The sequence below is a fragment of the Rhizobium sp. LjRoot98 genome (genome assembly GCF_964252935.1).
Lineage (GTDB): Bacteria > Pseudomonadota > Alphaproteobacteria > Rhizobiales > Rhizobiaceae > Pararhizobium.
The window spans coordinates 437,145-462,517 of the sequence record NZ_CAXUPW020000001.1 but is presented as its reverse complement, the minus strand read 5'-3'; the positions used below and the strand labels follow the sequence as shown (position 1 = coordinate 462,517).

At 61.9% G+C, this 25,373-nt stretch carries 30 protein-coding genes and 1 pseudogene; 23 read left to right on the top strand and 8 right to left on the bottom strand.

Translation table 11 applies throughout. The annotated features are described in order from the left end of the window. The first annotated feature begins 184 nt into the window (after positions 1–184). The 4 genes from ACSQ3J_RS02280 (at position 185) to ACSQ3J_RS02265 (ending at position 4,669) form a co-directional block, all read left to right on the top strand. A complete protein-coding gene (locus ACSQ3J_RS02280; RefSeq protein WP_060503681.1) occupies positions 185–1,753 on the top strand; it encodes a sensor histidine kinase in 1,569 nt (522 codons plus the stop codon). Continuing rightward, positions 1,725–2,705, top strand: a complete 981-nt coding sequence (locus ACSQ3J_RS02275) for a peptidoglycan-binding domain-containing protein (protein WP_060503680.1) — start codon at positions 1,725–1,727, stop codon at positions 2,703–2,705. Before ACSQ3J_RS02280 ends, ACSQ3J_RS02275 begins: the two co-directional genes overlap by 29 nt. 94 nt (positions 2,706–2,799) lie before the next feature. Then, a complete protein-coding gene (locus ACSQ3J_RS02270; RefSeq protein WP_060508684.1) occupies positions 2,800–4,251 on the top strand; it encodes a methyl-accepting chemotaxis protein in 1,452 nt (483 codons plus the stop codon). A 70-nt stretch (positions 4,252–4,321) separates the two neighbouring features. Beyond that, positions 4,322–4,669, top strand: a complete 348-nt coding sequence (locus tag ACSQ3J_RS02265; RefSeq protein ID WP_436038591.1) for a DUF1491 family protein — start codon at positions 4,322–4,324, stop codon at positions 4,667–4,669. Positions 4,670–4,681: 12 nt separating this feature from the next. Here the strand turns inward: ACSQ3J_RS02265 and ACSQ3J_RS02260 are convergent, their stop codons facing one another. Beyond that, positions 4,682–5,764 carry a DUF2336 domain-containing protein gene (locus tag ACSQ3J_RS02260; RefSeq protein WP_060508682.1) on the bottom strand — a complete coding sequence of 361 codons (1,083 nt, stop codon included), beginning with the start codon at positions 5,762–5,764 and terminating at the stop codon, positions 4,682–4,684. Between the two features lie 374 nt (positions 5,765–6,138). Next, on the bottom strand, positions 6,139–6,918 hold the full coding sequence (locus ACSQ3J_RS02255; RefSeq protein ID WP_060503676.1) for an SH3 domain-containing protein: 780 nt from the start codon (positions 6,916–6,918) through the stop codon (positions 6,139–6,141). A gap of 338 nt (positions 6,919–7,256) precedes the next feature. Between ACSQ3J_RS02255 and ACSQ3J_RS02250 the strand changes: the two genes are divergently transcribed. Continuing rightward, positions 7,257–7,544, top strand: coding sequence for a hypothetical protein (locus ACSQ3J_RS02250; protein ID WP_060503675.1), 288 nt, complete (start codon positions 7,257–7,259; stop codon positions 7,542–7,544). 388 nt (positions 7,545–7,932) lie between these two features. Beyond that, positions 7,933–8,115: a hypothetical protein gene (locus ACSQ3J_RS02245; protein ID WP_112834541.1), complete on the top strand. Its 183-nt coding sequence runs from the start codon at positions 7,933–7,935 to the stop codon at positions 8,113–8,115. A gap of 114 nt (positions 8,116–8,229) precedes the next feature. Here ACSQ3J_RS02245 and ACSQ3J_RS02240 read toward each other — a convergent pair whose 3' ends face one another. The 3 genes from ACSQ3J_RS02240 to ACSQ3J_RS02230 form a co-directional block, all read right to left on the bottom strand. Further along, positions 8,230–8,775, bottom strand: a complete 546-nt coding sequence (locus ACSQ3J_RS02240) for a DUF1254 domain-containing protein (RefSeq protein ID WP_060503673.1) — start codon at positions 8,773–8,775, stop codon at positions 8,230–8,232. Next, positions 8,768–9,355, bottom strand: coding sequence for a DUF1214 domain-containing protein (locus ACSQ3J_RS02235; RefSeq protein ID WP_060503672.1), 588 nt, complete (start codon positions 9,353–9,355; stop codon positions 8,768–8,770). Before ACSQ3J_RS02235 ends, ACSQ3J_RS02240 begins: the two co-directional genes overlap by 8 nt. Positions 9,356–9,605: 250 nt before the next feature. After that, entirely contained in the window at positions 9,606–11,855 is a 2,250-nt protein-coding gene (locus ACSQ3J_RS02230; RefSeq protein WP_060503671.1) for a transglycosylase domain-containing protein, read from the bottom strand. Positions 11,856–12,004: 149 nt separating this feature from the next. On the opposite strand from ACSQ3J_RS02230, the gene ACSQ3J_RS02225 reads away from it, so the two are divergent. Then, the gene (locus ACSQ3J_RS02225) at positions 12,005–12,472 is read left to right on the top strand and encodes a YcgN family cysteine cluster protein (protein WP_060503670.1); all 468 of its coding nucleotides are present in this window, start codon (positions 12,005–12,007) and stop codon (positions 12,470–12,472) included. A gap of 3 nt (positions 12,473–12,475) precedes the next feature. Here the strand turns inward: ACSQ3J_RS02225 and ACSQ3J_RS02220 are convergent, their stop codons facing one another. After that, a complete protein-coding gene (locus tag ACSQ3J_RS02220; protein WP_060503669.1) occupies positions 12,476–12,814 on the bottom strand; it encodes an MmcQ/YjbR family DNA-binding protein in 339 nt (112 codons plus the stop codon). 343 nt (positions 12,815–13,157) lie between these two features. Here ACSQ3J_RS02220 and ACSQ3J_RS02215 point away from each other — a divergent pair, with 343 nt between their 5' ends. Next, positions 13,158–13,748 carry a hypothetical protein gene (locus ACSQ3J_RS02215; protein ID WP_060503668.1) on the top strand — a complete coding sequence of 197 codons (591 nt, stop codon included), beginning with the start codon at positions 13,158–13,160 and terminating at the stop codon, positions 13,746–13,748. 346 nt (positions 13,749–14,094) lie between these two features. After that, positions 14,095–15,339, top strand: a complete 1,245-nt coding sequence (locus ACSQ3J_RS02210) for a DNA-packaging protein (RefSeq protein ID WP_244482050.1) — start codon at positions 14,095–14,097, stop codon at positions 15,337–15,339. 439 nt (positions 15,340–15,778) lie between these two features. On the opposite strand, the gene ACSQ3J_RS02205 is transcribed toward ACSQ3J_RS02210, so the two are convergent. After that, entirely contained in the window at positions 15,779–15,928 is a 150-nt protein-coding gene (locus ACSQ3J_RS02205) for a hypothetical protein (RefSeq protein ID WP_156393792.1), read from the bottom strand. A 164-nt stretch (positions 15,929–16,092) separates the two neighbouring features. On the opposite strand from ACSQ3J_RS02205, the gene ACSQ3J_RS02200 reads away from it, so the two are divergent. The 11 genes and pseudogenes from ACSQ3J_RS02200 (at position 16,093) to ACSQ3J_RS02150 (ending at position 22,319) form a co-directional block, all read left to right on the top strand. Beyond that, positions 16,093–16,713, top strand: coding sequence for a hypothetical protein (locus ACSQ3J_RS02200; protein WP_060503666.1), 621 nt, complete (start codon positions 16,093–16,095; stop codon positions 16,711–16,713). Positions 16,714–16,775: 62 nt separating this feature from the next. Further along, positions 16,776–17,921, top strand: coding sequence for a phage portal protein (locus ACSQ3J_RS02195; protein ID WP_060503665.1), 1,146 nt, complete (start codon positions 16,776–16,778; stop codon positions 17,919–17,921). 172 nt (positions 17,922–18,093) lie between these two features. After that, positions 18,094–18,411, top strand: a complete 318-nt coding sequence (locus tag ACSQ3J_RS02190; protein WP_060503664.1) for a DUF6107 family protein — start codon at positions 18,094–18,096, stop codon at positions 18,409–18,411. Positions 18,412–18,652: 241 nt separating this feature from the next. Further along, positions 18,653–18,874, top strand: a pseudogene (locus ACSQ3J_RS02185) (HK97 family phage prohead protease); the annotation flags it as partial. A gap of 485 nt (positions 18,875–19,359) precedes the next feature. Beyond that, a complete protein-coding gene (locus ACSQ3J_RS02180) occupies positions 19,360–19,929 on the top strand; it encodes a head-tail connector protein (RefSeq protein WP_060503663.1) in 570 nt (189 codons plus the stop codon). Positions 19,930–19,931: 2 nt separating this feature from the next. Then, entirely contained in the window at positions 19,932–20,267 is a 336-nt protein-coding gene (locus ACSQ3J_RS02175) for a phage head closure protein (protein ID WP_060503662.1), read from the top strand. Further along, a complete protein-coding gene (locus tag ACSQ3J_RS02170) occupies positions 20,264–20,662 on the top strand; it encodes a DUF3168 domain-containing protein (RefSeq protein ID WP_060503661.1) in 399 nt (132 codons plus the stop codon). The genes ACSQ3J_RS02175 and ACSQ3J_RS02170 overlap by 4 nt, the downstream gene beginning before the upstream one ends. 73 nt (positions 20,663–20,735) lie before the next feature. Next, on the top strand, positions 20,736–21,143 hold the full coding sequence (locus tag ACSQ3J_RS02165) for a phage major tail protein, TP901-1 family (RefSeq protein ID WP_060503660.1): 408 nt from the start codon (positions 20,736–20,738) through the stop codon (positions 21,141–21,143). Further along, positions 21,143–21,502 carry a gene transfer agent family protein gene (locus ACSQ3J_RS02160; RefSeq protein ID WP_436038590.1) on the top strand — a complete coding sequence of 120 codons (360 nt, stop codon included), beginning with the start codon at positions 21,143–21,145 and terminating at the stop codon, positions 21,500–21,502. The genes ACSQ3J_RS02165 and ACSQ3J_RS02160 overlap by 1 nt, the downstream gene beginning before the upstream one ends. After that, positions 21,499–21,708 (top strand): rcc01693 family protein, encoded by a 210-nt coding sequence (locus tag ACSQ3J_RS02155; protein WP_060503658.1) that lies wholly within the window; start codon positions 21,499–21,501, stop codon positions 21,706–21,708. Before ACSQ3J_RS02160 ends, ACSQ3J_RS02155 begins: the two co-directional genes overlap by 4 nt. 29 nt (positions 21,709–21,737) lie before the next feature. Beyond that, a complete protein-coding gene (locus ACSQ3J_RS02150) occupies positions 21,738–22,319 on the top strand; it encodes a phage tail tape measure protein (RefSeq protein WP_060503657.1) in 582 nt (193 codons plus the stop codon). Between the two features lie 180 nt (positions 22,320–22,499). Here ACSQ3J_RS02150 and ACSQ3J_RS02145 read toward each other — a convergent pair whose 3' ends face one another. Next, positions 22,500–23,114 (bottom strand): hypothetical protein, encoded by a 615-nt coding sequence (locus tag ACSQ3J_RS02145; protein WP_060503656.1) that lies wholly within the window; start codon positions 23,112–23,114, stop codon positions 22,500–22,502. A 187-nt stretch (positions 23,115–23,301) separates the two neighbouring features. Here ACSQ3J_RS02145 and ACSQ3J_RS02140 point away from each other — a divergent pair, with 187 nt between their 5' ends. The 3 genes from ACSQ3J_RS02140 to ACSQ3J_RS02130 are packed head-to-tail and all read left to right on the top strand — an operon-like array spanning position 23,302 to position 25,368. Then, positions 23,302–23,943 (top strand): DUF2460 domain-containing protein, encoded by a 642-nt coding sequence (locus tag ACSQ3J_RS02140; protein ID WP_060503655.1) that lies wholly within the window; start codon positions 23,302–23,304, stop codon positions 23,941–23,943. Then, the gene (locus ACSQ3J_RS02135; protein WP_436038589.1) at positions 23,940–24,830 is read left to right on the top strand and encodes a DUF2163 domain-containing protein; all 891 of its coding nucleotides are present in this window, start codon (positions 23,940–23,942) and stop codon (positions 24,828–24,830) included. Before ACSQ3J_RS02140 ends, ACSQ3J_RS02135 begins: the two co-directional genes overlap by 4 nt. Then, the gene (locus tag ACSQ3J_RS02130; RefSeq protein WP_082512065.1) at positions 24,823–25,368 is read left to right on the top strand and encodes an NlpC/P60 family protein; all 546 of its coding nucleotides are present in this window, start codon (positions 24,823–24,825) and stop codon (positions 25,366–25,368) included. The genes ACSQ3J_RS02135 and ACSQ3J_RS02130 overlap by 8 nt, the downstream gene beginning before the upstream one ends. The last annotated feature ends 5 nt before the right edge of the window (positions 25,369–25,373 follow it).

The following is a 25,373-nucleotide window of genomic DNA, read 5'->3' as shown; positions in this document are numbered from 1 at the left end:
GTTTCATTTATCCTTTCATTAAGCCGCCAGTGCGAAATTCGGATGTGCAAGATGATCGTTCAATGAAACCGTTTCCGGTCGTGCATGATGATTTGCTTATAAAGAATGGAGCCATGACGGGCTCCGGAAAAGAACGAGCGTACAGGGTCAGACGTTGAGAGTATTGCGTAACATTGCTGGCAGGATGGCGTCGCGTGTCGATGACGTCGCGCGCCTTTGGCTGCCCCGCCAGGTGGCGGGAGAGCCGGAGGCAAGCCGCGAATTCGCCGTTATCCGGGCGGTCGCAGCCACGGCTCTCGTTGCGTTCCCGACGGTTCCCCTCGCGCTCTCTGTTGTCTTGCCGGTTTCGCTGGCCCTGCCGGTCGGCGCGGCTTCAGTCGGTGCTGCGGCACTGATCGCAACCGTCGGCGGTATTGCCTATCAACGAGGCCGCACGCCTGCCGCCGTCGAAATCCGGGAAATGCCCATCGATAATGGCGCCCGCCATTATGATTGTTTTGCCGGTCTGGTGACGATCCACGACATCCGCGGCTCGGTCACATCCGTGCATGGCCGCGACGCCGAATCCTATCTGGCCTGGATGCGCAATCCCTGCGGCCGGGGGTTCATCGAACAGATCCACGTCTCCGATCGCATCCTGTTTCTGCAGGCCATCGATACGCTGCGCCAGGGCAATCGCCAGGCGACCATCGACATCCGGCTGGAGCATCCCAACGTCTTTGCCGGCGGCGAGCAGTTCGTCCACATGCGCTGCGAAATGACGGCGCTTGGCGAGGTCGACGGCGAATTCGCCATCCTCGTCCAGTCGCGCGACGTGTCCGAAGAGGCGCGGCTGCGTGCCGAAGCCATCTACAAGACGGGGCTTGCGGAATCCGCCAACGATGCCAAGACCCGTTTCCTGGCGGCGGTCAGCCATGAGTTGCGCACGCCGCTCAATGCCATTCTCGGCTTTTCCGACATCCTGTCGGGGGAATATTTCGGCAAGCTCGAAAACGACCGGCAGCGCGAATATGTCTCGCTGATCAACCAGTCGGGCGCCCATCTTCTATCGGTCGTTAACACCATGCTCGATATGAGCAAGATCGAGGCTGGCCGCTATGAACTGATGCCGGAACCGTTCCGGGTCGCCGATGCCGTCAGCGCCTGCGAAGCGATGCTGGGCCTGCAGGCGCGCGAAAAGGGCGTGCAGCTGACCAGCCGGATCATGCGCAATGTTGCAGAGGTTAATGCCGACCAGCGTGCGATCCAGCAGATCCTGATCAATCTGGTCGGCAATGCCATCAAGTTCACCGATCGCGGCGGTCTCGTCACCATCGACGCAGAAATTGCCGGCAGCAATCTCAACCTGATCGTCAGCGATACCGGCATTGGCATCGCCGAGAACAAGCTGTCGTCGCTCGGACAGCCGTTCGTGCAGATCCAGAACGACTATACCCGCAAATACGAGGGGACCGGCCTTGGCCTGTCGCTGGTCAAGGGACTGGTGGCGCTGCATGGCGGAGAATTCAACATCCGCAGCCGTCCGGGCGAGGGCACCGTCATCACGGTAACGATCGCGCTCGACGGTTCCGGCATTGTCGGCATCGACGAGCAGGAACCTGTGGAACAGACAATGGTGGAGTTTCCGCCGCGCCTGAAGGAGCGTACGCGGGTAAAGACGAACGGCAAGTCCTTTCCGGAAGCGAGCCGGAGGGATGCCGAGGGAATGAACGGGGGTGCTGGTCATGACGGCTCGCAAGCGAAAACAGCCTGAGAAGAAAAAGAAAGCGCAGCGCGGCGCGGGCCTTATGGCCGCGGGCCTGGCGATGCGCGGCCTGACCTTCGCCGGCCGCCTGGCGTCGCGCAATCCGCGCGTCTTCGGCGGCTCGCTGGCGTTTGCGGTTGCCTTCAGTTTCGTCGCCGCCAATGCCATGTGGTACCAGCCGGGCGCGCATCCTTCACCCTTCATGCGCACACGCCTGCCGTTTGTCGATCCGCAAACCGCAAAGGCGGCGGCCGAGGAGGATGGCCTTTCACCCCGTAAGGTGACGACCTTCGTCATCCAGCGTGAGGAAGAGGGGGAGCAGACGGCCAGCATCGACCAGCCGAAACCGGAGCCGGAAGCTGAAACCGTTTCCGGGATTATCCAGTCTGCGCCTGCAGCGACACCTGCGGCCGACGGAGCGCTTGTGGCCGGTATCCAGAAGGAACTGGCGCGCCGGGGCTTCTACGACGGTCCCGCCGACGGCAAGACCGGCCCGAAAACCTCGGCGGCGATCCTGCGCTTTGAAAAACAGGCGGGCCGTCCGGAGACGGGCTCGGCAAACGCAACGCTGCTGGCAGCCTTGCAGGCAAAAGGCGCCGCACAGGGCAATGCACAGCAGACGGGTGGCAAGACGGCTTCCGCGGCAAAACCCGCGCAGCGGCCCTATGAGAACGTCAAGGGTGGCAAGGGTGAACTCGATCCGGTCGCAGCGGCAATCCGCAATGCCGAGATCGATCCGCAATATATCCCCAAGGTCGATATTCCTGCCTCCAGCGAACTGGTGATGAATATCCAGAAGGGTCTGACCAACCTTGCCTATAGCGACGTGTCGATCGACGGTGTCGCCGGTGAGCAGACCCGCTCGGCCATCCGCCATTTCGAAAAGCACTACCGGCTGCCCGAAACCGGCCAGCCAAGCGACAAGGTGCTGAAAAAAATGAAGGAAATCGGCGCTCTCTGAATTTCCCGTGTCCGTTGCATGCCTCTAAAATTCCCGTTTTTGCTTCGTTAACCCTGTTCGCATAGGTTGTAGCGGGGTTGAGGAGAGAATTGGGATGGTGACGACGGCTTTGCGCATACCTGTGTCCGGAATTCAGCCGGGCGCGGACGATAGCGATACGGGCGCCAGTGGCCTCGGGCGCGTCATCGCCGATCTGGCGCGCGAAGCCGCCGGTCTTGGCATCGATCTTGTCGATATTGCCGGGGCGATCCAGAATGCCGCGGCGCTGTCTGCCCGCCATGTCGATATCTTTTCCAGCGTTACCGCCACCGCCCGCTCGATTGCCGCCGCCAATGGCGAGGTCGCCCGCTCGCTGCGTGAAACCGACGCTTCGGCCACCAGCGCCCGCACGGTGCTGGGCGAGCAGGGTCAGCGGCTGCAAGGCTCGCTAGCCGAAATCGACCACATGGTCGCGACGACGCGGGAAATCGGCGCGGAAATCTCGTCTTTCTCCGGCGCGTTGTCGGAAGTCGACCGCTTTGCCGGCGAGATCAGCACGATCGCCCGTCAGACCAACCTCCTGGCGCTGAACGCAGCGATCGAGGCGGCGCGGGCAGGCGACGCCGGCAAGGGTTTTGCCGTGGTCGCGGCCGAAGTGCGCGCCCTCGCGCTGCAGACATCGCAGACCACCGCCTCGATTCAGAAGACGCTTGGCGAACTGCGCAGCCGCATCGTGCGGTTGACGTCGGCAGGTGAGCAGGCCTCGGCCTCAGCCAAGGGCGTCAAGGAAAAGGCAGGCGAGATCCAAGGCTCCTTTGCCAGCATGGAACAGGTCATGTCGGCGATCCTCGACAGCGCATCCTCTGTGACCGGAACGACCGATGCCGTTGACCGGCAATATGCCGCCTTTGCCGAGCAACTGACGGATATCGCTGGCGAGATCCATACGTCGAGCGGCGCGCTGCAGACGGCGTCGGCCCGCGTCGATGCCGTCGTTTCGGTGTCTGAGAAGATCATCCAGGTAACGGCGAGCGCCGGGCTTGAAACGCCTGACAGCCCCCATATCCGCACCGCCTGCGCTGTCGCAGCGACGATTTCAGAGGTGTTCGAGCGGCATGTCGCGTCCGGCAGTATCAGCATGGATGCGCTGTTTGATCGGCAGTACCGGCAGATTGCGGGCAGCAATCCGCCTCAGATGACCACTCGCTTTACCGAGTTTACCGATCGAGTTCTGCCGGCCATCCTTGAACCGGTCGCCACGTCCGACGAGCGCATCGCCTTCTGTGCACCGATCGACGAGAATGGCTATCTTCCGACCCACAACCGCAAATTTTCCCATCCGCAGCGCGCAGGCGACACGGACTGGAACACCGCAAACTGCCGCAATCGCCGCATGTTCAACGACCGGGTCGGGCTTGCCGCGGGCCGCAGTACCGAGCCTTTTCTGGTGCAGACCTACCGGCGTGACATGGGGGCCGGGAATTTCGTGCTGATGAAGGATATCTCTGCCCCGATCTTCGTCAACGGCCGCCACTGGGGCGGGTTGCGGCTGGCGATCCGGGTCTAGGCGCGGGACGAGCGGGTAAGCGGAGCAGGGGGAGTTTGCGCCCAGGCTCCGTGGAGTGTATCAGCCGTGTATGCGCCTGAAATCAGAAATCTTCGTGTCTGCCCTTGTTCGCCGGGTCTTTGGCCTTGGCGGTTATGCCGCCGTGCTGCGCAAGGGGGCAGGCGAAGCCGGTGCGATCTTCATCCGGCAGCGGTCACGCTTTGGCACTGAGACGTTCTATGCGCCAGCACCGCAGAGCTTCTTCGATGACCCGGCGCCAGGCCGGCTATTTGAGATCCGGCTAGAAGAGGCCGACGCCGATGCGGTCGATCAGGCGATTGCCCGGGAGATCCGGTTCGATCCGGATTGCTGGGTGGTGGAGATCGAAGTGGATGCGCGCGGCGATCTGTTCGATGTTGTGACCGAAAAACCGAATTGACCCTGTAAAAACTCAGCGGCCGCGGCCGAAGGTCCGCTTCTGCTGGGTATCGGCGGAAGCGCGGGCCGGGTCCTGCCGCGAAGATGTCTGGCGCGGATCGTTGCCACGATCCGGCGACAGGTAGGCCTGATGTCCGGCCGGGCCGGTGGTATCCTTTTGGTCCGACTGTAGCCAAGCCTGGACGCGGACGCGACAGGTCTCCAAGCTCAGCGAGGCAAGCAGCGCTTCGCCGCGCGTGGTGCCGCCGAGACGCTCGGTCAGGTCCGGGTAGAAGGCGCAGAGCACGAAGAGGCTGTCATCGGCGTGCATGTCCAGCGCCGTCAACGTCGTGGCGAGCTGTTGGCCGGATATATCGAGCAGAATCCGCTCACCCAATTCTGCGGTCGAGCGCAGCGCCGCCGACAGGCTGGCGGCAAAAAGATTGGCCTCGCCGGAGCGGGCGAAGCGAACGAGCAGCGCCTCATGCAGGGAATCCACCGGCTCGATGACCGGCAGGGCTGCGGTGGTTTTCTGGGGCGCCCGGGCCAGCGACTTCAGGTCGTTGCGCAGCTTTTCCTCGCGCAGCAATTTGGCCGCGGTCATGTCCTGGGCTGTCGCTTCCGGCTGGCGCTGCGATACTTCTGTAGTGCGCGGGGTGGGAGAGGCAGGCAGGACAGGAACTGCTGCCTTTGCCGGGGCAGAGGCGGTCTGGCGGCGCTCGACGAGCGCATCGACCACATGAACCGAGAGATTGTCGCGCCGCGCAATGGCGGTAGCGTGTGCTTGCCCCTGGGTGCGGATGACCTGCAGCAGTGTCGCATCATCGATCGAGGCGGAGCGGGTGAGAAAGATCGCGGCAATGGAAATCGGTGCATTGCCGATCTGCAATGCCACCGATGGCGGTACGTGCTGGCATTGGGAAAGGGCGGCGGCGGCCTGACGGCGCGCCTCGTCGCTGGAGGCGGAAAACAGCGGATCGAACAGTTCGGAGAATTGCTTGAGGTCGGTCCGGCGGGGGCGGCGCAGTCCTTCAAAACCGGTCACGGTCGCCATCAGGACCACGTCCTTCAGCCGCCCTGCCTGCGGTCTTTCCAACTCACGAAACCGGTCCGCCACGGATACACCCACTCATACGCACAACACATTGTCCCGATTTCGAACAGCCGGCATGGCCGCTTGTCCGAAAGGGTGGCGAAATTTCAGACACGGACGGAGGGGACGTTTTCGAACGCCGCTGGCGCTACCAGTATCATCGACGCTAAGGCGCTGAAAACATTGGTGCCGACGAAAGCATGCCGACCCTGCCGATCATGGCTGAATGATGATCCGAGATTAGGATGACGTGGTTAATATATCGTTTACCGGAGGAGAGAAGCACGGTTATCCCCGTACAATTGGCGTGCGTGGTTGGGCGCTCTTCAGTTCCAATGTTGCCGGGGAATACAGGAACGGGCGGCAATGCCGCCCGTTCTGTCGTCGTTTAGATTGAACTAGTTGCAGTTCACGTCGCGCGGACGGCAACCTCCGCCGCCATCGCCACGATATCTGGGCCGGTCGTTCCCGCGTTCGATCTGCTGCTGACTATTATTACGGCGTTCGATCCGCTGCTGATTGTTGTTATTTCGCTCGAACTGTTGTTGGCTATTATAGTTGCGGCGCTCAATGCGCTCGCGATCGCGTTCCCGCCGATTGTTCTGTTCATTTTCGAACTGCCGGGCGTTGTCCTCACGGCGGCGTTCGATGCGTTCCCGGTCACGGTCGCGTGTCGGACGTTCAATGACGATGCCGTCGGTATTGTTGTAACGCGGGCGCTCGTACGTGTTGTAATCACGGCGTGGCCGGCGATCCGGATTGTAGCGGTCCCTGTCGCGGTCGCGGCGGTAGTAATCCCGCTCCCTGTAGAAGTCACGGTTGCGATAGTACCGATCCCAGTAGTTTCCGATTTCGAAGGTCACCAGCGGAATGCCGAGCGTGCCGTAATAGTCCGGCTCGACGTAAACGCGGCGCTGCTGGTACTGCGCCTGAACATAACGGCCAGCGACCCAGCCGCGGCCGTTATAGAAGGAGACGTCGCACCACGGCGTGTCGGCAAGGCAGCCGTGAATTTCGACCGGAGTTCCAACCGGAATGACGGTGACAGCGGGGTAGCGGGTGCTGGGACCGGAGCGCATGTTGACATTCGCCGTCGCAAAACCTTCAGCCGCCTGAGCGGCAGCGGGCAACAGAAAAGCCGCCGCCGTGGCGGCTATCGCCATGAGTGCTGATTTCAATGAATATCGTCGCGGTAGTGTCATCGGTTTTCCATCCCTATCGATCCGGCGGACGCTGGTCAGTGCAAGCGCGCGGTTTCCTGCAAACACCGTTGTTTTTGTGTCTTTTTTGAGGTGATTGGAGCGTCCGGCTCTATGTTCCGTGCCATGGAACGCGCAAGGCTCGTGCTTCGTTCCGCGCTTGGCCGGGAAGGGCGCGCAGCACCGTGATGGCGGGCGGCGGGAGTTAGTGAATTGAAGACCGGTCGGGCGGCAGGAAACCGTGGTTTGGTGCGATCAACAGGGGAACCAAATCCGGGCTTATGCGTTGTGGGAACATTGAAAAAGGAGCCCAGACCATGGTCGAAAAGAAATTCGCAGCTGTTTCCAACGATGCCAATGTCGCCGAGATCGAAGCCGGTACGGCAAAAGCCGATCTCGAAAACCAGCTGGCCGAGCTGCGCGCCGAGATTGCCCGCCTGACCGAATCGGTCAGCGCCATCGGCAGTAGCGCCAAGGCGGTGGCGGCTTCGGAGGTCGAGGTAATGACGGAACGCCTGCGTGACCGCATTCGCGAGGAGCCCGTGTCGACACTCCTGGCGATTGCCGGTGTTTCTTTTGTGATCGGCCTGCTGGCCCGAAGATAGAAGCGCCACGGGGTGTTCCCTTCGAAACTCCCGCGGGGTCGGGGTTCGTCCATAATGGTTCCTGCAGGCAGGAAGATTGTCCGGTGCGATGGCGCCGGACATGTCCGTTTGAGAGGAGGCCGGCACGGGCGATTTTTTCGCGTGACTTGAGATTGCGACCGTTAAGGAGCTGTTAACTATCGTGTGGCTCAATCGGACAGCGGATGGTGGATACCATCGGCATTCTCGCATGTAGACTGGCATGACATCCGGAAATCCCGGAAGAAGGAGCAACGAGAAAGGCGCAGATGCCCGAAGCTGAAAGGCTATGGGACGCGCCGGCCCGCAAAGCGGGCAGGGTGAAATCAGTACGGTAGTTCATCCGTCTCAACCATTTTTGGAGACGAGCATGGCAGAAATTATCAGACTGGAGGACCGCCTTGTGCGGGCACCGCCAAAACCATCCATGGGGCCGATTGTCCCCAGCAAGGCATTGATCCTGTTGTTTACCGGCATCCGCTACGAGCGGCTGGATGGTCACCCGGACAACACGCCGGCGAAACCAGCCCCCAGCCGGGCAAAGAAGCATTGATATTCTTTCCGGTTTGAAACCTCACGGTGAGGACTGGCGCCTGTTGGAATTATTTTTTGAAATTTCGTTGGTGAAGACCGTACGGCCGCGCCGCGCGGGGGCATTCTCCAAATATTACCGCCGGAAGGGCTCGCAGCTTGATTCGGCCAGGAAGTTGCGCACGGTTTCCTCATAGCTGCCCGTGGGCGCCAAGGCGCGCAGGACGGCATATCCCTCCTCGTCCGGCATGGCCACCATGATCGACTGGGCGAGAGCGGGTGGCGGCGTCTTTCTGAGATCGACAAGCTGGATCGGTGTTGCCATGACCAGATCAAGGTTGCCGTTGACGGCCGTATGATCGTTCATGCTGAAAATCTCGTTGGAATTGGCGTCATAGATCGCCAATGACCAGAAGGGGACGGCCCCCTTGGCGACGAACCGGGCTGGCCCGGCATCCACCGAAAATCCGCAGACGGCGACCCGCAGGAACGGATCGTCATTGGCAAGCCCCGTCGGGCCTGGCTCGCTGGTCAGCGGGAAGAAGCTATCCATCTCGTAGAGGCCGAGCACCCGGCTATAGGCGTCCTTGCCGGTAAATTGCGGCAAGGCGAGAATGATGACGATGTGCAGCAGGGCCGCGCCGACCAGGCCGACAAGGATGGCGAAAAATGCGCTACGCATTCGGGCACCCCGTCTTGATGATCTTCGGCATGGCGAGATCGATGACGCCGGAGGAACCGGCCGTCGGGGTGTCGAGCAGAGTCAGCACCAGTTTGAAGGCGCCGGTGCGGCGTATTGCCAGCCAGTTGTCGGGCTGGGCGACCGGCGAGACATGGATGACGAACGAACTGTCGGGCTGGCGCAGCACCGTCCAGGCGTTGATCGCCGACGGCAGTTCCGGGTCAGTCTTCATCGACTGGTCGTTGGCATTGGTGGCGTAGAGCGTCCAGAAACGGGCAGGCGGGGTGATGCCGGCGATATCATAGGTGCAGCCGGAGGACAGCTTCTCGCCGGTGCTGTCCATGGCAGCGGTAAACTGCAGGCCTTCGGCTCCGCCATACAGCAGCTTGCCGGCCCGCGCCCGGTGCGCCTTCGCATACGGATCGGTGTTTTCGGTCTGCGCGTCCGGAAAAGCCACCCATGGACCGAGCGCAATCGCCCCGAACCCGACCGTCGCCTTCAGCGCCGATACACTCGAAACGATGCCGGCGCCAAAGGCGACGGACAGGGCAAGGGCGACGAGGAGGGGGATGCGGAACAACGTGGACTACCGGTGATTTGATGGGGTGTCGAGGGAAAAGAATGGTTTCGGGAGTTCGGCAAGATACCCCCCTCTGTCACTCCGTGACATCTCCCCCACAAGGGGGGAGATTGGTCGCGAGTTCAGTGCTGCACCCGTCAGGTGGCCTGCGAAATCTATGGTAATCTCCCCCCTTGTGGGGGAGATGTCCCGGAGGGACAGAGGGGGGCGACTGGGCCGGAGGGCTGCCATCGCCGCCGTGATGGAAACATCACTGGCTCCCATCCCGGCCTCCTTTGACGATGGTGCCAGTCGGTTGCGGATCGAGTTCAGCGACCTTGCCGGGAGTTTCGGCCGGGACCTTCAGGTCAGGGGCCGTATCGAATTTTTCGCCCAGCGACTTCAGCATCCGGGTCACCTCCGACGAGAGCGAACGGGGGCGCACCAGCGGTGGCAGGGCATTTTCGTCGGCGGGTTTCGCGGCTGCGGTTTCCGCTTGCTTCTTCTTCGCATCCGGTCCTGGCAGCGGGTTTTTGATGCCGGGAATGGCCCGGTGCTCGATACCCTGCTCGGCATAGTCCATCAGCCGCTTGAAGGTCATGGCGGGGAGCGAGCCGCCGGTCATGTTGTTGGTCGAGGTATAGTCGTCGTTTCCGAACCAGACGGCGGTGGTGTAATCGCCGGTGAAGCCGACGAACCAGGCGTCGCGATAGGCTTGCGTCGTGCCGGTCTTGCCGCCCGTGACGATGCCGTTGTCGAGGGCTGCCTTGCGGGCCGTGCCGATGACCGGGATCTGGGTCAGCATGTAGTTCATCGAGGCGTTGGCCTGCTCGCTGACAACGCGCTGGGCGGGCGGTTCGTCGCGATTGAAATCATAGAGAATATCGCCGTCATAATTGAGGATCTGGCTGATACCGTGGCGGCGCGATTGCAGGCCGCCCGCCGGAAAGACCGCGTAGGCCGTCGCCTGATCGAGCACTGTGACTTCGGACGTGCCGAGCGGCATGGTCTTATCGGTGCGGATCGGCGTTTCGACGCCCATCTTCTTGGCGGTTTCGGCGATGATCTCGGTGCCGAGCGTATCCTTGGCAAGCCGCACCGGCACGGTGTTGATCGATTTGGCGATGGCGGTGAGCAACGTCACCTTGCCGGAATAGCTGCCCTTCGAATAGTTCTGCGGCGACCAGCCGCGCCAGGTGATCGGCGCATCGCTGATCGTTGATTCCGGCTTCAGGCCCGTCTCCATGGCGGCCGTATAGGTGTAGACCTTGAAGGACGAGCCCGGCTGACGCAGCGCCTTGGTGGCGCGGTTGAACTGGCTTTCGCCATAGTCCCTTCCGCCGACCATGGCGCGGACCGGGCCGCCATTCTCGATCATCACCATGGCGCCCTGCTTGACCTTGTAGGTCTCGCCATATTGCCGAAGGCTCGATTCGACGGATTCTTCCGCCGCCTGCTGCAGGCCCATGTCGATGGTGGTGCGCACGACCAGCGAATGCTGGGCGAAGGGGGTGGCGATGCGCTTGGTTTCGTCGAAAGCCCAGTCGAGGAAGAAATCCGGCGCGCTGACTTCGGCGCGGTCGATGACCGTTGCCGGGTTGAGGCGCGCGGCAATCACCTGGCCTTCGGTCATCAGTCCGCCCTGGACGAGATTGGTCAGGACCTCGTTGGCGCGGGCGCGGGCGGCAGGCAGGTTGACATGCGGCGCATAGCGGGCTGGCGCCTTGAACAGGCCGGCCAGCATGGCGCTTTCGGCCAGATTGATATCGGTGATGTTCTTGCCGAAATAGAACTGCGACGCCGCCGCCGCCCCGAACGTGCCGCCGCCCATATAAGCGCGGTCGAGATAGAGGCGCAGGATTTCCTTTTTCGAGAGGTTGCATTCGAGCCAGACGGCCAGGAAGGCTTCCTTGATCTTGCGCTCGATGGTGCGCTCGTTCGACAGGAACAGGTTTTTCGCCAGCTGCTGGGTGAGCGTCGAGCCGCCCTGGACAACGCCGCCGGCGCGCGCATTGATGGTCATGGCGCGGGCAAGGCCGAGGAAGTCGATGCCGTAATGATCGAAGAAGCGGCGGTCTTCGGTGGCAAGCACCGCCTTGACCAGCGTGTCCGGCAGTTCATCGATCGGCACGGAATCCTCGTGGATGATGCCGCGATGGCCGATCTCGTTGCCGTAGCGGTCGAGGAACGTAACGGCGAAATCGCCCTGCGCCCGCCAGTTGCCCTTGGTGTCTTCAAAGGCCGGAAGGGCGAGTGCCAGCATCAGCACCGAGCCAACCGTGCCCCAGGTCATGCCTTCGCCAAGCACCTCGAACACAGCCTTCTTCCAGCCGCGAACGCGAAAACGGCGGAAGAAGATGGTGATGTCCTCCCACCAGACGCCAAGCCGGAAACCGGCATTCCAGACGGTCGAATCGATCCAGGAATCGATGCGCAGCAGGATATGGCGCTTCCTCGGACGGTCATCCTGTGCGGCGCCGTTTTCCGGGTTCGGGCTGTCGTCTTGGCTTGGATCCTGCAACGCGATCGCATCCTGGTGGCTTCAAATCCCATGCGATATTTGCATGGGCCGGGTTTCTATTCTACGCCGATATCGATAATGAGCCTTAAAAAACCGGCAATGTTTTGTAAAATTGTCGCCGAAATCCAACAGATGGAAGAATGAGCGTCATGGGCGAACAGCCCTTCTGGAAGACAAAAACGCTGGCCGAGATGACGGGCGCTGAATGGGAAAGCCTGTGCGATGGCTGCGGGCTCTGTTGTCTCAACAAGCTGGAAGACTGGGATACGGGCGAGATCGCCTGGACCAATGTCGGCTGCACGCTGCTCGATGGCGAGAGCTGCCGATGCAAGGATTATCCCAACCGGCAGGCGACGGTGCCGGACTGTATCCAGCTGACGCCGGAAGAAGTGGAAACCTTGAGCTGGCTGCCGCCGACCTGCGGCTACCGGCTGGTGCGCGACGGGATCGATCTCTACTGGTGGCATCCGCTGGTATCCGGGGATCCGGAAACCGTGCATCAGGCGGGCATTTCGGTGCGCGGCCGCACGGTCAGCGAAGACGATATCGACGTCGAGGACCTCGAGGATTATCTGGTGGAATGGCCGCTGACGGTGGGCGAACACAGCGCACGCTAAGGGCTATTGCGCCGGAACCGCCGGTTTCAAAAGGCTTTTCGGCGCGACGTTGCGCCAGGCGGTATCCATTACATGGCCGATGATGTCGTCATCGGCGTCCATGAAATAGACGGATGTCCAGCCTTTCAGACCCCAGCCGCCGGGGACGGCAGCGCAAACGCCGGGCTCGGTTTCGAGGAACAGTTTCTGCTGGTCAGGGGTGAACTTGACGACCGCACGGCCGGCTTCCGGCAGGGACATGAAGATGCGGTTGCCGACGCGAAAATCGCGCTTGCCGAAATGGGCGCTCTCGACGGCTCCCGGCAGGCCCAAAGCCCGCTTTTCCAGGTCCTCGGTTCTCATCGGAAAAGTGTAACACGCCCGGGAAGATGCGCAAAACTCAAGAAAATAATCCTAATAGGAAAATAATCCTTGACGGCGTGACGGTTGTTTGATAGGGTTATGGCACAGTCGGAAAAGTGGGTGAGGCGGGATGCTTCGGCACTCTTGCAGTAGCGATGTTGGCCGGGTTTTCCGGATGATTTGAGATTGCGGCCCCCTCATCCGGCCCTGCGGGCCACCTTCTCCCCGTTGGGGAGAAGAGGGAGAGAGCGGCGGGTTCCGCGGCGTGATTTGGTTTTCAAAGTGGTCACCCCACCCCGGAGCTGCGCCCTCAAGGCGAGGGTGAGTTTCAAAGGACATTGTCATGACGTCTGATCTGGATTTCGATCCGGAGCTGTTTGGCCTGTGGCCGAAGGCGCCGGTCTATGGCGGGGTGGTGGCGCAGGATGTGGATGCGGAGCTTGAGGATATTGCCCGGCGGGTGATCCTCGAGACCAAGGCGGAGACCGTCTCGCCGCTCGATGAGCTGCAGGACATGCTGAACGGCATGACGAGGGAATTGCGCGAGCAGATGCAGCAGTTCCAGCGGTTGCGGCTTTTGGCTGACGGCAGGGCGGAGGCGGTGGGCGAGGAGATCGACCGCAAACTGATCCAGGCCGACGCCAAGGCGAGCATCGAGGCGATGTCGGTGATCGTGCGGACATTGGAAAAGATCGACAGCCTGCAAAGGACGATTGCGCATGACCGGCAGATGATGGCTGAGCGGGACTTCGATGAGGCGGGTTTTCAAAAGCTTCAGTTTGAGTTCGAAGCCCGGATTGAAAGCCGAGCACAGGATATTGCCCGTGAACGCGAACAACAACGAGCGAGAGAGACGGCAACTGGATGCGTTGAGGCAGAGCGTTCGCTTGCCGAGCGAGCCATCGGCGACGCCCGGTCCAGTGGACCGTCGTGAGCGGTGCCGGACGAAGACCTTGACTGGAAAGAAGGATGGGATCGCCGCATTTCACAGTACCGGAGTGGGCCGGACGCTCGATCTGCACGTCAATACCGAACGGTTGCTGGAACGGCTGAAGGGTAACCTGTTGCGAGATAATCGGGAGCAGGCTGCTAGTGGCGAGAAGGGGCACTATGCGGCGCCCGCTAACGTAATCGAAGAACCGTTGAGTGGCACAATGGCCAATCCCGTTGGGAACCTGCAAGGTCTGGCCCTCGGCACCGGCGACACGTTGTTAACCAGCGGAAATCCTCCCCAAGCTGTAGGTTCTCCTGCAGGACATGCGGGAGCGGCCAAGGTTTTTATGATCGCCGACGCGGCCAGAATCCATCGTCTGCTCGCGACCTGGAGCAATACCAGCCGTTCAGAACAAAGGCCGCCGGAAGGCGATTGGCGGGTCTGGCTTCTGATGGGTGGGCGCGGGTCGGGAAAGACGCGGGCGGGCGCCGAATGGATACAGGAATTGGCGGCCGGAAAGACGGCACGGCCGGGATTGCGGATCGCGCTGGTGGCCGAGACGTTGGGTGATGCCCGCGAGGTGATGATCGACGGTGTGTCCGGCATCTGCCGGATTGCCCGAAGAAACAGACCGGATTTCGAGGCGTCGCGGCGCAGGCTCATTTGGCCGAACGGCACGGTGGCGCAGATCTTTTCATCGGAAGACCCCGAAAGCCTGCGCGGGCCGCAATTCGATTACGCCTGGTGCGACGAACTGGGTAAATGGAAACACGGGCAGGAGACTTGGGATATGCTGCAGTTTGCGCTGCGGCTTGGCGATCGTCCACGCGCTTTGGTGACGACGACACCACGACCGGTGCCGGTGCTGAAGGCGCTGATCGCCGATCCCGGCACGGCGGTGTGCCGCATCCGCACTAGCGACAACGCCGTCAATCTGGCACCCGGGTTTCTTGCAGCCATGAGCGGGCGGTATGGCGGCACGCGTCTGGGACGGCAGGAACTGGACGGCGAACTGATCGAGGATCGCGAGGATGCGCTCTGGTCACGCGCCGGGATTGAGGCGCTGAAACTGCGCGATACCGGGCCGCTTGGCCGGATCGTCGTTGCGGTCGATCCGCCGGCGGGCATGGGGCAGGGCTCTTGCTGCGGTATCATCGTGGCGGGGCTTGATCGCACCGGGCGTGGTGTCGTGCTGGCCGACTGTTCTGTCGAGGGCGCAAGCCCGGCCGGATGGGCGAATGCGGTGGTGCGCGCTTTCAGGCGTTTCGATGCCGACCGGATCGTTGCCGAGGTCAATCAGGGCGGCGACATGGTCTCTGCCGTGCTGCGCGGCATCGATGCGCAGCTGCCGGTGACATCAGTGCGGGCATCGCGTGGAAAATGGCTGCGGGCGGAACCGGTGGCAGCGCTCTACGAACAGGGCCGGGTGGTGCATGCCGGGTCGTTTGCGGCATTGGAGGACCAGATGTGTGATTTCGGGCCGGATGGATTGTCGTCAGGCCGTTCACCGGACCGGCTGGATGCGCTGGTCTGGGCGCTGACGGCACTTATGCTGGACGGCGGCGGCGAGCCACGGGTCAGGGGGATTTGAGGAGTGATGCCACGATCTCCCTCTTCTCCCGGCGGGGAGAAGTGCCGAGCGGATACGAGGCGATGAGGGGGGCTTTCGGTGAGTTCAGAGCATGCCGCCCCCTCATCCGGCCCTTCGGGCCACCTTCTCCCCGCTGGGGAGAAGAGGGATTACGCCGAACGCCATATGCGATTGTCTACCCTCAAGGGAAGGAACATGGCTTCAAGGTGAGACTATTGGCGGGTTATTTGCCTGCCGTGGCAACGGGCCTTGGTGCCGCAGAGGCGGTTTCGCGAATCTCGCGCCATTCGTTTTCGAGGCGGTCGAACAGGGCCTGGGAAATTTGCTGAGCCGGCATGGGCGATCCTTTCGTTGATTTCTGCAACGGCCGATAACGCAGGCGGGACTGGAAGGTTCCGCAGCGGTTGTGTGCTGGCAGTTGAAAAATACGCAGGAGCGATCAGCGCTTGCCGTCTTCGTCCGCGGGAGACTTCGGCGCGGAGGACGCATTGGCGCGCATCTGCTGCCAGGCGTTTTCGAACCGGTCGAGGATATGCTGCGGGACCGTTGCGCGGGTGGTGTCGGCCTGTATCTTGCTTTGCGCGTTCATTCGATCCTCCTCGATCAGGGACAACATCATGTTGCTCAATTCAGATTTCATATCTTAAACGCAAAGTAAATCAGGGCATTAAACAGTTTAAACGATTTAAATTGGTTAAATCGATTTAGAGTCACGAGATTTTTTAGGGTCGTGCGACCGGAAACGGAGAAAGAATGCCGTTTGTGCGAAAAGCCTTCTTTGATGCGGTGCGTGTTTCCCTGTTCGACGCCGTGTTGAAACGGCATCAGGTGGCGGGGCTGACGGCGATTCTTGATCGCGGCGAAAGCGCCGTAGCGCTTGATGACCGTTGGCTCGCCTATATGCTGGCGACGGCGCATCACGAAACCGGGCGGACGATGCAGCCGGTGCGCGAGACGTTTGCCGCAAGTGACGCACGGGCGATCGTCCTTCTCGACCGCGCGTTTGAACAGGGCCGTCTACCTTCCGTCTCGACGCCCTATTGGCGGCGGGACGTGGAGGGAAAGACCTGGCTTGGGCGCGGGCTGGTGCAGCTGACGCACAGGGCCAATTACGAAAAGATGACGCTTGCAACCGGGGTCGACCTTATCGCCCAACCGGAGCGGGCGATGGAGATGGGTGTTGCCGTCGACATCCTGTTCATCGGCATGCAGACCGGCGCGTTTACCGGCAAGAGGCTCGGGCAGTATTTCTCACAAGACAAAGAGGATTGGACCGGCGCCCGGCGGATCATCAACAGCCGCGACAGGGCGGCGCTGGTGGCAGGCTATGGCAGGCGATACCTGGCGGCGCTCCGCGACGCCCGGGCAGCTTAGGCGCTTCCGGTTTCTTTTTCCCTTTCGATCCGCGCTCAAGCGGCCATCAAGGATCACGACCGATGAAAAATCCATTCCGTCTGCCGTGGCGCCGCCCGGTGGAGAACGCGCACGAAACCAAGGCCGCATCGGGCTTTGTTACCCTTGCACAGGAGGGGCGAGCGCACTGGACCGGGCGGTCCTATGCGGCACTTGCCCGCGAGGGGTTCATGCGCAATCCGGTGGCGCACCGGGCCGTGCGGCTGATTTCGGAGGGGGCGGCAAACGTGCCGCTGCTGGTCTACGAGGGAACGCAGGAGCGGAGCGAGCATCCGGTGCTGGCATTGCTGGCACGGCCGAATGGGCGGATGGGCGGGCATGATTTTCTGGAAGCGCTCTACGGCCATCTGCTGTTGTCCGGCAATGCCTATATTGATGCGGCCGAGATCGGTGGCACGGTGCGTGAACTGCATCTGCTGAGGCCGGACCGGGTTCGCGTCCTTGAAGGGCGGGATGGCTGGCCGGAGGGGTATGAGTACCGGGTGGGCAATCTGGCGCGGCGGATTTCGGCTGGTGACGATGGATTGCTGCATCTGAGGCTGTTTCATCCGCTTGACGATCATCTCGGCTTTCCGCCGCTGGCGGCAGCGCAGATGGCGCTCGATCTCTCCAATGCGGCGGCGACCTGGAACAAGGCGCTGCTCGACAATTCCGCCCGGCCTTCCGGCGCGCTGGTCTACCAGCCGAAGGAGGGCGGCAATCTCTCGGCCGATCAGTACGACCGGCTGAAGAGCGAGCTGGAGGACGGCTATTCCGGCCCGATCCGCGCCGGGCGGCCGCTGCTTCTAGAAGGCGGGCTGGACTGGAAGGCGATGGGGCTTTCGCCGAAGGACATGGATTTCGTTGAGGCCAAGAATGGTGCTGCGCGCGACATCGCGCTTGCCTTCGGCGTGCCGCCGATGCTGCTCGGCATTCCCGGCGACAACACCTATGCCAACTATCAGGAGGCCAACCGCGCGCTTTACCGGCTGACTATCCTGCCGATGGTTTTTCGCACCGCAGCAGCTTTGTCCGGCTGGTTTTCCGGGCGATTGGGCGAGGCGCTGAAACTGGTGCCGGATCTTGATCAGGTAACCGGATTGACTGGCGAGCGCAGCGAGATCTGGGCACGGATGAAGGATGCGGATTTTCTGACCGACGAGGAGAAGCGGCAGGCGGTGGGCTATTGAAGTGACGCGTGAGGCTGCGGATTCAGTTTCTCAATCTCGCCCTGCAACCGATTCAAAAGATTCAGAGAATGCTTCAGCTCACGCGACGTCATGCTGTGCATCACCTCGCGGCAGTTGGCTGCGGTTGGGTGAAGATGATGCAATTCCGATAATAGCATCAAGGGCTTAACAAATGGCTGATTTTGGCAATGACCCGGGCCTTTGGGCTGCCAAGGGGATCGGCGCTGCGGCCGGGGCTGCGGTGTCGCTGATATACATGCTGCCGAAGGGCCGGCGTGAGGCTGCTTCCCGCTTTTTCACCGGCCTTTCCTGTGGGCTGATTTTCGGCGGGCCGGCGGGGCTGTGGATTGTCGGCAAGCTCGATATTGCCGGCAGCCTTTCAGGTGCCGAGGTGATGCTGACGGGTTCGGCGGCGGCGAGCCTTATGGCCTGGTGGGTAATGGGAGCGGCCGTGCGCGTGGCAGAGCGGTTCGGCAGGCGGCCGGATTAGGCAGGCACAAGTGGCGCTGCCGGCTATCGCCCCGGGCGGAGCAAATGTTTCCGCCCGGGTGTGTTCCTGCCGCATCGCATCCTGCGTCAGTCCACGGCCGTCCCTCGAAGACGACCCGGGTCGAGATAGGCCGGGGTCGCGAGCGATCAACCCCGGGTTTTGAATAATTTTGGTAGCAAGGCGTTGACGCCTTCGGCTGGCCTTGCCGTCCTCTGCATTTCCAATCATCGGAGAAAGACACATGACGACCGACAGGATGCCTGTCTGGCGAACGCAGAAGTTTGCCAACCTGACGTTGTCCGGGGTGACCGGGGAGGGCCGGTTTTCCGGCTATGCCAGCGTTTTTGGCGAGGTGGATCTTGGCAAGGATGCGATAGCGCCGGGCGCTTTCCAGCAATCACTCATCCGGCGCTGGGCATCTGGTGTGCGCATGCTGTTCCAGCATGATCCCGGCGAGGCGCTTCGGTCTCCCCACGAATATCGATATCATCGGCACAATGAATACAGCCGACCGATCTATCGCGCTGTTGGACACGGCGCTCACAGCTGAACGCACGGGCGGGATTAAAGCATTTGAGTCGGTAAAGTTTCGTTAACAATGTTGCCGCCGTTTAAGGAGGATGGGCGTTTCGACGCAAAGGCGACGGGCTGTAACCAGCGACATGCATGCGCGGCTCAATGCGCTGGCGAAGTAGTTTAATTCACAGCCAACACTTAGGTGCTGTTCTACACCACCAAGCGCGTCGGCGGGGGAGTGCAAAATTTCGAGGCTATCAAGCTGATTAAATTCGCGGCATCTTGAATAAGCGTAAGGCCGCCCTTTCTCAAAGGGTGCAACCATTCGCGCCGCGGTCTTCCCTGCCGCAGTGCGCGAGGGTGGACGCAGCTCCCCTCCCGCTGCGTCCACCCATTTTCTTGCCCCATTGCCTCATCGCGACGGAGATATCCATGACCATCACCGAACTGGCGCCGCCGCTCGGCGAGCCGCTGACGCTTGCCGAGACCAAGGCACATCTGCGTGTCGAAACCAGCGCCGACGATACGCTGATCGCCGGGCTGATCCGCACCGTGCGCGAACATCTGGAGCGGCAGACAGGACTATCGCTTTTGACCCGGACCTTCCGGCTCTATCTCGACGACTGGCCGCCGGGGCGGGTGATTCAGATTGGCAGGGGGCCGGTGCAAACGATTGAAGCGGTTACGGTTTATGATGCGGCCGGCCTGCCTGTTACCATCGATGCCACCGGTTTCGTGCTGGACGGCCAAGCGCGTCCGGCGCGGCTGATCTTGCCGCGGCAACCGGAGCCGGGACGGGCGATCAACGGTATCGAGATCGATTTTTCGGCCGGTTTCGGCGCGACCGGTGCGGATGTGCCGGACATGTTGAAACGGGCGATGCTTCTACACCTGGCGCTGCTCTACGAGTTTCGCGGCGCGGTTTCGCCGGGCAGCCAACCGGCGGCGGTGCCTGCCAGCTACGACCGGCTGATCGCGCCCTTTTGCCGGCGGGGGCTTTGAGCATGGGAACCGTCATGCTCGATCCCGGGCAATTATCGGCGCGGCTGGACCTGGAGATGCGCAATGATGCCGGTGATGGCCAGGGTGGTATTGTGGCGGGTTTTGTGCCGGTGACGTCGCTCTGGGCGCGGATCGAACACGTTTGCGTCAGCGAGGAGGAGCGGGCGGATGCGGAGATGTTCACCGTGACGCACCGTATCTGGATCCGGTTTCGCGAGGATATCGCGGCGGATATGCGGTTTTGCAAGGGGGCGCGGATTTTTACGATCCGGGCCTTTCACGATCCGGACGAGACACGGCGCTATCTCGTCTGCCGTTGTGCGGAGGAGGGGCGATGAGTGCGGCGGGAGCCTTGCAGAAGGCAGTCTTTGCAAAGCTTGCCGGAGACCTGGCGCTGACGGCGTTGATCGGGCCGGACGGGGTTCACGATCATCTGCAGCCACGATCGCATAGGCCCTGCATTGTTATCGCCGCAATCGAGAGCCGGGATGCTTCGACGGCCAGTGAAGCGGGGGAAGAGCATCTGGTCACGCTGGAGGCGCGCACGGGCGAAGGTGGAAACCGGGTGGTGCAGGAGATTGCCGCACGGGTGCGGACGCTGCTGCACGATACGCCTCTCGTTCCTACCGGGTTTGCGTTGGTCAGCATCCTGCATCAACGCACGAAGACAAAGCGTGATGCCAAGGCCAAGGGGCATGTGGCGGAAATGGTGTTTCGGGCAGTAACGGAATGACGTTTCGCTTGGCGAAATAGGATTTCATCGGCGTCCCCAGCGGGCGCCTTTTTTGTTTCTGGAAGGATGAAACATGGTGGCGCAGAAGGGGAAGGATCTTCTCTTGAAGATCGACAATGGCGGTTCTTACCTGACGGTGGCGGGGCTGCGGTCGAAACGGCTGGCGTTCAATGCCGAGACGGTGGACGCGACGGATGCGGAATCCGCGGGCCGATGGCGGGAGCTTCTGGGTGGCGCGGGCGTGCAGCGCGCCTCCATATCGGGCGCCGGTATCTTCAAGGATCAGAGTTCGGATGCGCTGGTGCGGGCAGCTTTCTTTAACGGCGCCATCCTCAACTGGCAGATCGTCATTCCGGATTTCGGCACGCTGACCGGGCCGTTCCAGGTGACGGCGCTCGAATATTCCGGCCAGTACAATGGCGAAATCCTTTTTGAAACGGCGCTGGAATCGGCCGGTGCTCTGACCTTTGCGGCGCTGTGATGAGCGGGCGGAGTACGGGAACGGCAGGCCGGGCGAACCGGCATCGCGGCGAGGTGGAGGCGGTCATCGGCGGTGAGCGGCGCATCCTCTGCCTGACGCTCGGCAGTCTGGCCGAGTTGGAGATGGCGTTTGCGGCTGACAATCTGATGGATCTGGCGGCACGGTTTTCCGCCGGGCGGCTGAAGGCAGAGGACATGATCCGGATCTTGAGCGCCGGTCTGCGCGGTGGCAGCAATCTGGTGTCGGACGAGGATGTTGCTGTCATGAGCCTCGACGGCGGCATTGCCGGGCTGGCGCGGCTGACCAGCGAACTTCTGGCGGCGACTTTTGGTGGCGCGGAGGACGGCGCAAACCCTTGAGTGCCGCAGCGGGCAATGGCTTGCCGCCTCCGTTTCCGTGGGGGCCGGTGATCCATGCCGGGCTTTGCCTGCTGCGGCTTCCAGCCCCCGTCTTCTGGTCGATGACGCCGCGCGAGATGCAGGCCGCATTCGGTGGGCTGCAGCCTGCCGCTGCCGTTGCGGATCGCTCTGGCATGGAGGCGCTGATGGCGGCGTTTCCAGACTGAGATGGTGAGCCTTTTTCGAGGAGATCGTGATGGAACAGGACGAGATCGGGTTTTCGGCAGCGGCCGATGATGCGGATGCCTGGAAGGATGTGCTCGACGATCTGGAGCGGCGTTCGCGCTCGTTCGGTTCGGCGCTGACCGGGGCTTTGGCCTCGGCGACGCGGGGCGGCAAGGGGCTGGAGGATGTGCTGCGTGGCGCCGGATTGCGGCTGACGGAGATCGCGCTTTCAGCAGGGTTGAAGCCGCTCGAGGGACTGCTCGGATCGGCGATCTCGGGGCTTGCCGGGAGTTTTGGGGGCGCGACGGCTTTTGCCAATGGTGGCGTGCCGGGCAGGGTGACGCCGTTTGCTGCTGGAGGTGTCGTCTCAACGCCGACCTATTTTCCAATGGATGGACAGATGGGGCTGATGGGCGAGGCCGGATCGGAGGCGATATTGCCGTTGAAGCGCGGTTCGGATGGATCGCTGGGCGTGGCGTCCTCAGGTGGCGGTGGGCCGATGAATGTCGTCTTCAATGTGACGGCGTCTGATGTGCAGAGTTTTCGAAAGTCGGAGGGGCAGATCGCGGCGATGCTGACGCGCACGGTGGGGCGGGGACGGCGGGGGATTTGAGGAGAGGCTTCTCCGTCGCGGTGGCCATCACCCTCAGATCATGTGTTCGGGCCGACCGACCAGATCATCGCCCAGATCGAGGAGCTTTTTCCAGACTGGTTATCCCGTCGGGACCTTCCGGATTGCATCGATGTGACGTTGCATCGGCGGCAAAGTGGCATGAGGGAGGCAAGCTAGCTACTAGTCGAACAATCCCAAAAATTCGTCGGAAAGATCACGCCGGCAGATCGCTACGGTCTTCTGTGTCTTCAAGTCAATTGGGTACCACACGGTAGCTCCGGTTTCCGCGCAAACTCCCTTCGGTACAATGTAGGAGCCGTCATGAGCATACAGCTTTCCGCTGTTATCGTCTCCGTCGCCAATTGGATAAAGCATCAGCGTTGGCTTGAGCCGTTGCGCGTCCTTAATCTCCGCCTTGGCGATAGGTATACGTACCAACGCAAGACGACGGTGGAACGAGTCCAGCCTCTCGTACGGCTCCTTGCGGGTCCTCGTCTGTTCGCACGCGGCACGGATCGGCTCGTAGCTTGCGAGAAGCCAGCTATCGGAGAGGGTGCAGATAAGGTCTGTTGCAAAGCTGAATTGTTTTTCGGGGCCTATGATCTCTTCCAGATGCTCCTGTTCAAGCTGCCTCAGCATGAGGTCAAGCTTGCTGACCTCCGAGACCGAAAGACTGTGGGCACGACCAGCCACGACGCCCAGCGTGTTCATCACGTTCACCCATTTGCGCGCCTCATTAGGATAGTTAACGAGACCCATCGTGTAAATTGCCTGCAGCAGCGCCGTAGCCTTCATTCAAGCTCCTCCATTCGTCGACCGTACTCGGCAGTGCCGTACCAAGCAACTCGCGACTTCCCCGTACCCGCAGAGAGGGAGCAGGGAATCGCAGTTGCCAACGCGCCAGCGGCAGAAAAACGCTGCCGCCGTGCAGCAATCCCTGAAGACTCCCTGTCAACCGATTCAACACACAGCGGAAAACACCATGACAACAGGATTTCATGAAGTCCGGTTTCCCTTGCGCCTGGCTTTGGGAACGAGCGGCGGGCCGGTCAGGCGGACGGATATTGTCAGCCTTTCGAACGGGCGGGAAAACCGCAACCGGCGCTGGCGTGATGCGCGCAGGCACTATGATGCGGGATCGGGGATCAAGTCTGTTGGCGACCTTTATGCGGTGCTGGAGTTTTTCGAGGCGCGGGCGGGGCAGCTTTTCGGGTTCCGGTTTCGCGATCCCGTCGATTTCAAGTCCTGTGCGCCGGGTGGAACGGTGAGCGCCAATGATCAGCTTGTTGGAACGGGTGATGGCGTGACCGCCGTGTTCCAGTTGGCGAAGACCTATGGCGATGCGGGTGGTGCGAGCGTGCGCGAGATCGCCAAGCCGGTTCTGGGCAGTGTGGTCATGTCGGTTGGTGGGATTCTGGTGGTGCCTGCCGATTTTACGCTCGATGCGGCAAGCGGGCGGGTGACGTTTCTGCCATCGAAAATTCCGGCAAGCGGCGTTGCGATCAAGGCAGGGTTCGAATTCGATGTGCCGGTGCGCTTCGATACCGACCGGATCGATGTCGATCTGGGGCAGTTTCAGGCCGGGCGCATTCCGTCGATTCCTTTGGTGGAGATCAAGCCATGAGAACGCTCACCGCAGCCCTTGCCGAACACCTGGACGGCGATGCGACAACGATGTGCCATTGTTGGAGGGTGACGCGGCGCGACGGGGTGGTGCTCGGCTTTACCGAGCATGATCACGACCTCCGTTTTGATGGCACCGATTTTCTGGCCGCCAGCGGGTTTCGGGCCGCCGACAGCGAGGCGGCAAGCGGACTTTCCGTCGAGGCAGGCGAGGTTGCGGGTGGGTTTTCCAGCGCCGCGATCAGCGAGGCGGATGTGATCGCCGGACGTTATGACGGCGCCAGGGTCGACGTGTTCCAGGTGAACTGGCAGGCGCCGGATCAGCGCATTCTGCTGCGCGTGCAGGAGATCGGCGATGTCGTGCGCGCGGGCGGCGCTTTTCGTGCTGAGTTGCGGCGGCTGACGCACAAGCTGGATCAGGTGCAGGGGCGGATTTACGGGCGGCGCTGTGATGCCGTGCTTGGCGATGGGCGGTGCAGGGTAAACTTGAGCAATCCGGCCTACCGGGGCAGCGGCGCGATCATGGCTGTTCTGGGCGAGACGCGGATCCGGGTGACGGGGCTCGATGCAGCGATGGCAGGGTTTTACCGGTATGGCATGTTCCGGTTCGTTGGCGGTGCCAATGCCGGGCATGCCTGCGATATCGAGGATCACCGCAAGGATGCTGACGGGGTCACGCTTTCGCTCTGGCTGCCGCCGCCTTTGCCGCTGGTGGCGGGAGATAATTTCACCGTGACGGCGGGATGCGACAAGAGTTTTGCCACTTGTGGCGGGACGTTTGCAAATCGCCTGAACTTCCAAGGGTTTCCGCATATGCCGGGGACGGATTTTGCCTTCGGTTATGCGGATGGCGATGCGGTGCATGATGGGCGGGCGCTTTATGAGTGACGACCGCGCGGAGGATCATTTGGTTGGTTCGGAGGCTGCGGTCCCCCTCATCCGGCCCTGCGGGCCATCTTCTCCCCGATGGGGAGAAGAGGGAGATCCAGCCGTTGGCTTTGCGCGCGAAATCGTTTCGGTTGCACGGAGCTGGATCGGGACGCCGTACCGGCATCAGGCGAGCCTGAAGGGCGTTGGTTGCGATTGTCTGGGCCTGGTGCGGGGTGTGTGGCGGGAAATCTATGGTTCCGAGCCGGAATTGCCGCCGGCCTATCAGCCGGATTGGGCGGAGCGCAGCGGCGAGGATCGGTTGCGCGGGGCGGCGCGGCGGTATTTCGGGGCGGAGCTTCCGGCCGCGGAAATGCAGCCGGGCGATTTGCTGTTGTTTTGCTGGCGGCCGGACTTTCCGGCCAAGCATGCGGGAATTCTCAGTACCGAAGACAGGTTCATCCATGCCTATGAACAGGCGGCGGTGATCGAGTCGGCGCTCGTTCCGTCCTGGCGGCGGCGGATTGCCGGTGTATTCCGTTTTCCCGGAAAGGTTTGACGATC

What these genes read in the sequence shown, in the direction of transcription:
- ACSQ3J_RS02180 (WP_060503663.1), top strand. Translation starts at nt 19,360, where the DNA reads ATGACCATCACCGAACTGGCGCCGCCGCTCGGCGAGCCGCTGACGCTT.
- ACSQ3J_RS02170 (WP_060503661.1), top strand. Translation starts at nt 20,264, where the DNA reads ATGAGTGCGGCGGGAGCCTTGCAGAAGGCAGTCTTTGCAAAGCTTGCC.
- ACSQ3J_RS02250 (WP_060503675.1), top strand. Translation starts at nt 7,257, where the DNA reads ATGGTCGAAAAGAAATTCGCAGCTGTTTCCAACGATGCCAATGTCGCC.
- ACSQ3J_RS02280 (WP_060503681.1), top strand. Translation starts at nt 185, where the DNA reads ATGGCGTCGCGTGTCGATGACGTCGCGCGCCTTTGGCTGCCCCGCCAG.
- ACSQ3J_RS02200 (WP_060503666.1), top strand. Translation starts at nt 16,093, where the DNA reads ATGCCGTTTGTGCGAAAAGCCTTCTTTGATGCGGTGCGTGTTTCCCTG.
- ACSQ3J_RS02130 (WP_082512065.1), top strand. Translation starts at nt 24,823, where the DNA reads ATGAGTGACGACCGCGCGGAGGATCATTTGGTTGGTTCGGAGGCTGCG.
- ACSQ3J_RS02135 (WP_436038589.1), top strand. Translation starts at nt 23,940, where the DNA reads ATGAGAACGCTCACCGCAGCCCTTGCCGAACACCTGGACGGCGATGCG.
- ACSQ3J_RS02175 (WP_060503662.1), top strand. Translation starts at nt 19,932, where the DNA reads ATGGGAACCGTCATGCTCGATCCCGGGCAATTATCGGCGCGGCTGGAC.
- ACSQ3J_RS02145 (WP_060503656.1), bottom strand. Translation starts at nt 23,114, where the DNA reads ATGAAGGCTACGGCGCTGCTGCAGGCAATTTACACGATGGGTCTCGTT.
- ACSQ3J_RS02225 (WP_060503670.1), top strand. Translation starts at nt 12,005, where the DNA reads ATGGGCGAACAGCCCTTCTGGAAGACAAAAACGCTGGCCGAGATGACG.
- ACSQ3J_RS02215 (WP_060503668.1), top strand. Translation starts at nt 13,158, where the DNA reads ATGACGTCTGATCTGGATTTCGATCCGGAGCTGTTTGGCCTGTGGCCG.
- ACSQ3J_RS02210 (WP_244482050.1), top strand. Translation starts at nt 14,095, where the DNA reads ATGATCGCCGACGCGGCCAGAATCCATCGTCTGCTCGCGACCTGGAGC.
- ACSQ3J_RS02275 (WP_060503680.1), top strand. Translation starts at nt 1,725, where the DNA reads ATGACGGCTCGCAAGCGAAAACAGCCTGAGAAGAAAAAGAAAGCGCAG.
- ACSQ3J_RS02270 (WP_060508684.1), top strand. Translation starts at nt 2,800, where the DNA reads ATGGTGACGACGGCTTTGCGCATACCTGTGTCCGGAATTCAGCCGGGC.
- ACSQ3J_RS02160 (WP_436038590.1), top strand. Translation starts at nt 21,143, where the DNA reads ATGAGCGGGCGGAGTACGGGAACGGCAGGCCGGGCGAACCGGCATCGC.
- ACSQ3J_RS02165 (WP_060503660.1), top strand. Translation starts at nt 20,736, where the DNA reads ATGGTGGCGCAGAAGGGGAAGGATCTTCTCTTGAAGATCGACAATGGC.
- ACSQ3J_RS02240 (WP_060503673.1), bottom strand. Translation starts at nt 8,775, where the DNA reads ATGCGTAGCGCATTTTTCGCCATCCTTGTCGGCCTGGTCGGCGCGGCC.
- ACSQ3J_RS02265 (WP_436038591.1), top strand. Translation starts at nt 4,322, where the DNA reads ATGCGCCTGAAATCAGAAATCTTCGTGTCTGCCCTTGTTCGCCGGGTC.
- ACSQ3J_RS02190 (WP_060503664.1), top strand. Translation starts at nt 18,094, where the DNA reads ATGGCTGATTTTGGCAATGACCCGGGCCTTTGGGCTGCCAAGGGGATC.
- ACSQ3J_RS02150 (WP_060503657.1), top strand. Translation starts at nt 21,738, where the DNA reads ATGGAACAGGACGAGATCGGGTTTTCGGCAGCGGCCGATGATGCGGAT.
- ACSQ3J_RS02140 (WP_060503655.1), top strand. Translation starts at nt 23,302, where the DNA reads ATGACAACAGGATTTCATGAAGTCCGGTTTCCCTTGCGCCTGGCTTTG.
- ACSQ3J_RS02205 (WP_156393792.1), bottom strand. Translation starts at nt 15,928, where the DNA reads ATGAACGCGCAAAGCAAGATACAGGCCGACACCACCCGCGCAACGGTC.
- ACSQ3J_RS02195 (WP_060503665.1), top strand. Translation starts at nt 16,776, where the DNA reads ATGAAAAATCCATTCCGTCTGCCGTGGCGCCGCCCGGTGGAGAACGCG.
- ACSQ3J_RS02245 (WP_112834541.1), top strand. Translation starts at nt 7,933, where the DNA reads ATGGCAGAAATTATCAGACTGGAGGACCGCCTTGTGCGGGCACCGCCA.
- ACSQ3J_RS02220 (WP_060503669.1), bottom strand. Translation starts at nt 12,814, where the DNA reads ATGAGAACCGAGGACCTGGAAAAGCGGGCTTTGGGCCTGCCGGGAGCC.